The organism is Alcanivorax sp. HI0083 (genome assembly GCF_001635175.1).
The window spans coordinates 1-5,023 of sequence record NZ_LWFX01000442.1 but is presented as its reverse complement, the minus strand read 5'-3'; the positions used below and the strand labels follow the sequence as shown (position 1 = coordinate 5,023).

Sequence of the window (5,023 nt, the reverse complement as noted above, 5' to 3'; positions counted from 1 at the left end):
CACATGGCGGTGTTGCTGGTCCAGTTGCCTGGCGCGCCACCCGAGCAGTTGTCTTAACGGGATGGGCAGGGCGGTAAAGCGGTGCATGGGGGGCACGGCCAGCAGGGTGACCCGAATAGCGGGGTGCTGCTTGCGCAGTGCCTGAACCAGGCGGAGCAGCCCTGCGCGGTAGCGCCGCCGGGAGGTCAGCCCGGTGGTGTCATTGACGCCCATACTGATGAAAATCTCATCCACCTCTGGCAGAGCGATATCGGCAAGGTTGGCGAGCAGTGCCTCCAGGCGAATGCCGTTAACCCCGAGAGTGTGCCAGGCGACGGCGTGCCCGGAGTGCTGGTGCAGCTGCAGGGCCAACTGGCTGGCCAGCCCCTGGCGATGATGCGCGGTGCCAACACCGGCCGCAGTGGACTCGCCGATGACCAGCAGGCGTGTTGCCGGCGCGCCTTTACCCCATTGCCCCCGGGGTTCGCCACTGGCTTCCGGGAGCCGCACGGTGGTGCGGCGGGTGTAGAGTGCCAGTGGTATCACCACGGGGCTGAGCGCGCCAACGCTGAACCAGAACGGCAAATGCATGGCTTAGCCCACAAACATTTTCTTGGCCAGCGGCAGGCCTTTCAGGCCGCTGATCGCCACGGTGGTAAGCAGGCCGCCGACCATGGCACCGACCACGCCGCAGGTCATCACGTCCTGCCCGGTAAGGTACAGGCCGGGGATGCGTGTCTTCGGTTTCAGCCAGTCCTGTTCGAATCGTTCGGGATTGTGATCCAGGCCATAAATCTCACCGGTGCTGTAACGGCAGAAGTAGTCGGTGGAGAGTGGTGTGGACAATTCATAGTAATCCACCTTGCCGCGCAGCTGCGGCATCTTCTCGTATAGCTTTTCCAGCAGACGCTGCGAGTACGCTTCTTTTTTGGCTTCGTAATCATCACCGCGTTTGCCCCAGGGCTTGTCGGCCCAGTCGGCATACCACTCGAACGGGCCGGGCGCGACAATTTCCACGGTGGCGCGGCCGGGATAGCGTGCCGCAAAGCTGGGATCCTTGGCAGAGGGAAAAGAAATATAAGTGAGCGGAATGTCGTGCTCGTCCGGTGCCTTGAGGAAATTGTCCACTTGTGTGGCGTGGTCGGTGCCCGGATAAATCCAGAAGTTGGTCTTCGGCAGTTGCAGGTTTTCTGCGGTGTCCTGAATACCGATGTACAGGCAGACGCTGGCCATGGAGCGCTGCACGTTGCCCAGTTTCATCTGGTAGAAGGCCTTGTGCGGCGCGTTATCGGCCAACAGCGGGCCGAAGGTGTTGTATACCCCGGCGTTGCTGATCACGGCCGGGGCGCGGACGGTTTCTCCGTCGGCCATCAGCACGCCGACAGCGCGGCCTTTCTCGACAAGGATTTCTTTCACGTCTGCGTAGGTAAACACCTCGCCGCCGCTTTGCTGAATGACGGGGATGATGGTCTTGGCCATTTCCGAGGCGCCACCGACCGGGTAATAGCCGCCATAAAGATAGTGGCGGGCAATCAGCGAGTGGATGATAAAGCTGGACTCGGTGGGGACCAGGCCGTTATCGCCCCACTGGCCGGTAAGGGCGGCGATCAGTTCCTGATTACTGGTAAGGCCTTCGAGTACCTCCTGGGTGGGGCGATTGAGGAAGGCCGGCGCCTTGCGGTTGGCCAGACGGCGGAAGGGGCCGGCCAGCAGGTTCGGCAGCACCTTTGCCAGGGTGACGCCGGGAAGGGCCTTGGCGACCTGGTTAAGGTAGCCCATGTAGGTATCGATGGCCTGATGCTCATCCGGGAAGTCGTTTTTTAGGCTGTCCACGAAGGCCTTGGGGCCGGCCATCAGGTCGATCTGGCGGTCGCCAATAAACAGCCGGTCGTAGTTGGCATCCATGGGTGCCCATTTCAGCTCGCCGTCGGTGACATGGTCGAACAGGCGTTTGGCCATGGTGTGGTCGGCGCCCATGTCGCCGATGTAGTGCACGCCCACATCCCATTCGTAGCCATTGCGATCATAGCTGTGGGTAAAGCCCCCGGCGGTGTAGTGCTGCTCGAACACCACCACTTTCTTGCCCATTTTGCTCAGGCAGGCGGCGGTGGTGAGACCGCCAATGCCGGAACCGATGACGATGGCGTCATAGGGCCCGTCGAGACGTTTGGCGCGGTAGCGGCGGCCGACGCGAAGGGTGCTGGGGGTTGGGCTGCTCATGGGGTGTCCTCGTTGTTATCGGTATGGGCGTCGGTATGGGTGATGGCGCCCTCCAGCAACAGGCTGGTGATGCCTTCGGCGAGTTGGGGTTCGGCATCCGCATTGGGCAGATGGCCGTCGATGGTCAGCTGTGAAAGGCCGTGCACCAGCGACCAGGCGGTGGCGGTCATCAGCGATAGCGGTGCGGGCTTCAGATAGCCCGCCCGTTGGCCCCGGGCAATCGTGTCCTGCAGTACATTGAAGGCGCCAAGTCCGGCCTGATCGAGCCGTGGATGGGCGCCTTTGGGAAGTACCCGGCCGCCAAACATCAGCCGGTACAGGTTGGGCTCGGATTGGGCAAACGCCACATAAGCCAGGCCGATGCCGATCAGCGCTGCGCGAGGAGTATGCTGCTCCACACTGAGTAGTTGCTGACGCAGGGCGGCGAAGCCACTGATGGCCAGCTCAGCCAGCAGGCTTTCCCGGTCCGCATAGTGGCGATAAAGCGCAGGGGCGCTGACGCCAATCTGCTTGGCAATGCCGCGCAAACTGATAGCGCTGTCGCCTTCAAGGCGAAGCACGGCCAGGGCCTGATCGTGGGCCTGCTGGTGGAGATCGCCGTGGTGATATGCGGTGCGTGCCATACTGATCCGTTGTGGTAAGTTAACGGCGTTAACATTGGCACGGTACGAGTGCTATCGTCAAGGTCTGTCGGGATGGATTGTGGTCTCGGCTGCGCTTTGGGTTCTGTAGACGCCTGGCTGCAGGCATGCCATCAAGGCTGGCCGCAGGCTCCTGCAGCGAGGAGCCTGCGCTTTTGGCGTCATGCATCGGGCGTGTTGCGTCAGGCGTTCTCAGGGCGCCGGATACGGGAAGCGGGTATGGATGACCTCCAGGGCCTTTTCCAGATCCTTGTCCCAGGGCACATCGATGCTTTTCAGGTTTTCTTCCAGCTGCGCCAGGTTGGTAGCGCCAATAATGTTGCTGGTCACGAAAGGGCGTGTGGTGACGAACTGCAGCGCCAGTTGGGTCGGGGTGATGCCGCGCTCACTGGCCAGTTCACAGTAGGCTTCGGTGGCTGCGATGGCCTGGGGGTTGGTGTAGCGGGCGAACTGCTTGAACAGGGTGAGGCGAGCGCCTTCCGGCCACTGATCGTTGCGGTACTTGCCGCTGAGCATGCCAAAGGCCAGTGGCGAATAGGCCAGCAGGCCCACCTGTTCCCGGTGTGCCACTTCCGCCAGGCCCACCTCGAAGCTGCGATTGAGCAGTGAATAGGGGTTCTGGATGCTGACCGGTGGCGCCAGGCCGATTTTCTCTGCTTCATGGATAAAGCGCATGGTGCCCCAGGGGGTTTCATTGGACAGGCCCCAGTGGCGAATTTTCCCTGCATCCACCAGTGCTTTAAGCCCGGCAACGGTTTCGCTGATGGCAATGCCGTCCTCGCCATCCCGGTGTTTGTAGCCCAGACGACCAAAGAAATTGGTGGTGCGCTCGGGCCAGTGCAGCTGGTAAACGTCGATCACATCGGTCTGCAGGCGCTTCAGGCTGCCTTCCACGGCGTTTTGCAGGCTGTCAGCGCTAAAGCGCGGGCCGCCACGGATATGTTTCACGTACTCGCCGGGGCCGGCAGCCTTGGTGGCCAGCACAACCTTGTCGCGATTCCCGCTGCGGGCAAACCACTCACCAATAATGGTTTCGGTGCGAAAAGACGTTTCCGGGCTGGCGGGCACCGCATACATTTCGGCGGTATCAAAAAAATTGATGCCATGTTCCAGGGCCATGTCCATCTGTGCATGGCCTTGTTCGGCGGTATTCTGGCTTCCCCAGGTCATGGTGCCCAGGCACAGGGCGCTAACCTCAAGGTCGGTGCGTCCGAGACGGCGGTACTGCATTGTCTGCTCCTTTAAAGAGGGGGCTGCAAGGGTGTAGAATCGCGCTCAATCTCAACATGGTGCCGCCGGCTTCACAATGACCCGCTTGTACAGAGGGGCATGGCTTTATCTGTGGCCATCCGGTGCCGTGACAACAAATGCCCCCGAACTGCTTGTGTTCTTTTGGGGGCTTGGGTAGAATTCGCGCTCTCTTGCCCGGCGTAACCGTCGCCGGCGGGTGTTTACTACCCGTAACATATTGAATTTAGGGCAGAATTCCATGAAGACCTACAGCGCAAAACCGGAAAGCGTAAAGCGCGACTGGTATGTGGTAGACGCCTCCGGCAAAACGTTGGGTCGGTTGGCTACTGAAGTCGCCAGCCGTCTGCGCGGTAAGCACAAGCCGGAGTTTACTCCACATGTCGATACCGGTGATTACATTGTTGTGATCAATGCCGATAAAGTGGCCGTTACCGGTAACAAGGCGTCAGACAAAATGTATTACCGTCACACCGGTTACCCGGGTGGCCTGAAAGAAGCCAACTTTGCGACTCTGCAGGCGGAAAAGCCTGAGATGATCATCGAGAAGGCGATCAAGGGCATGTTGCCGCGTAACCCGCTGGGCCGCGCCATGTTCCGCAAACTGAAAGTTTACGCAGGCACTGAGCATCCGCATACCGCTCAGCAGCCGCAGCAGCTGGAAATTTAAGGGGTTTGTCGATGGCAACTGTAGAAACCAACTACGGAACCGGTCGCCGCAAGACCTCTTCCGCTCGCGTTTTTCTGCGTCCGGGTAGTGGCAAGATCAGCGTTAATGGTCGCCCGCTGGATGTGTATTTCGGCCGTAAAACCAACCAGATGGTTGTTCGTCAACCGCTGGAGCTGGTGGACGCGACGGACAAGTTTGATGTGCTGGTTACCGTTAGCGGTGGCGGTAACAACGGTCAGGCTGGCGCCATCCGTCACGGTATTAC

6 protein-coding genes are annotated in these 5,023 nt (G+C 60.4%); 2 read left to right on the top strand and 4 right to left on the bottom strand.

The window, feature by feature from the left end; translation table 11 throughout:
* From A3754_RS04550 to A3754_RS04535, 4 genes are all read right to left on the bottom strand, one after another.
* Window positions 1-570 (bottom strand): SGNH/GDSL hydrolase family protein (locus tag A3754_RS04550; protein WP_063518950.1); only part of this gene is annotated, 570 nt, incomplete at its 3' end.
* Window positions 571-573: 3 nt separating this feature from the next.
* Window positions 574-2,199, bottom strand: coding sequence for an NAD(P)/FAD-dependent oxidoreductase (locus A3754_RS04545; RefSeq protein WP_063518949.1), 1,626 nt, complete (start codon window positions 2,197-2,199; stop codon window positions 574-576).
* Window positions 2,196-2,822 (bottom strand): TetR/AcrR family transcriptional regulator, encoded by a 627-nt coding sequence (locus tag A3754_RS04540; protein ID WP_063518948.1) that lies wholly within the window; start codon window positions 2,820-2,822, stop codon window positions 2,196-2,198. Before A3754_RS04540 ends, A3754_RS04545 begins: the two co-directional genes overlap by 4 nt.
* Before the next feature lie 210 nt (window positions 2,823-3,032).
* A complete protein-coding gene (locus A3754_RS04535) occupies window positions 3,033-4,070 on the bottom strand; it encodes an aldo/keto reductase (protein WP_063518947.1) in 1,038 nt (345 codons plus the stop codon).
* 259 nt (window positions 4,071-4,329) lie between these two features.
* On the opposite strand from A3754_RS04535, the gene rplM reads away from it, so the two are divergent.
* Both rplM and rpsI read left to right on the top strand, forming a co-directional pair.
* Window positions 4,330-4,758 (top strand): 50S ribosomal protein L13, encoded by a 429-nt coding sequence (gene rplM, locus A3754_RS04530; protein WP_063518946.1) that lies wholly within the window; start codon window positions 4,330-4,332, stop codon window positions 4,756-4,758.
* 11 nt (window positions 4,759-4,769) lie between these two features.
* On the top strand, window positions 4,770-5,023 hold a 254-nt coding region (gene rpsI, locus A3754_RS04525; protein ID WP_082904752.1), incomplete at its 3' end, for a 30S ribosomal protein S9.

Coding starts and splice junctions, on each gene's coding strand:
- A3754_RS04545 (WP_063518949.1), bottom strand. CDS start 2,199: ATGAGCAGCCCAACCCCCAGCACCCTTCGCGTCGGCCGCCGCTACCGC.
- A3754_RS04540 (WP_063518948.1), bottom strand. CDS start 2,822: ATGGCACGCACCGCATATCACCACGGCGATCTCCACCAGCAGGCCCAC.
- A3754_RS04535 (WP_063518947.1), bottom strand. CDS start 4,070: ATGCAGTACCGCCGTCTCGGACGCACCGACCTTGAGGTTAGCGCCCTG.
- rplM (WP_063518946.1), top strand. CDS start 4,330: ATGAAGACCTACAGCGCAAAACCGGAAAGCGTAAAGCGCGACTGGTAT.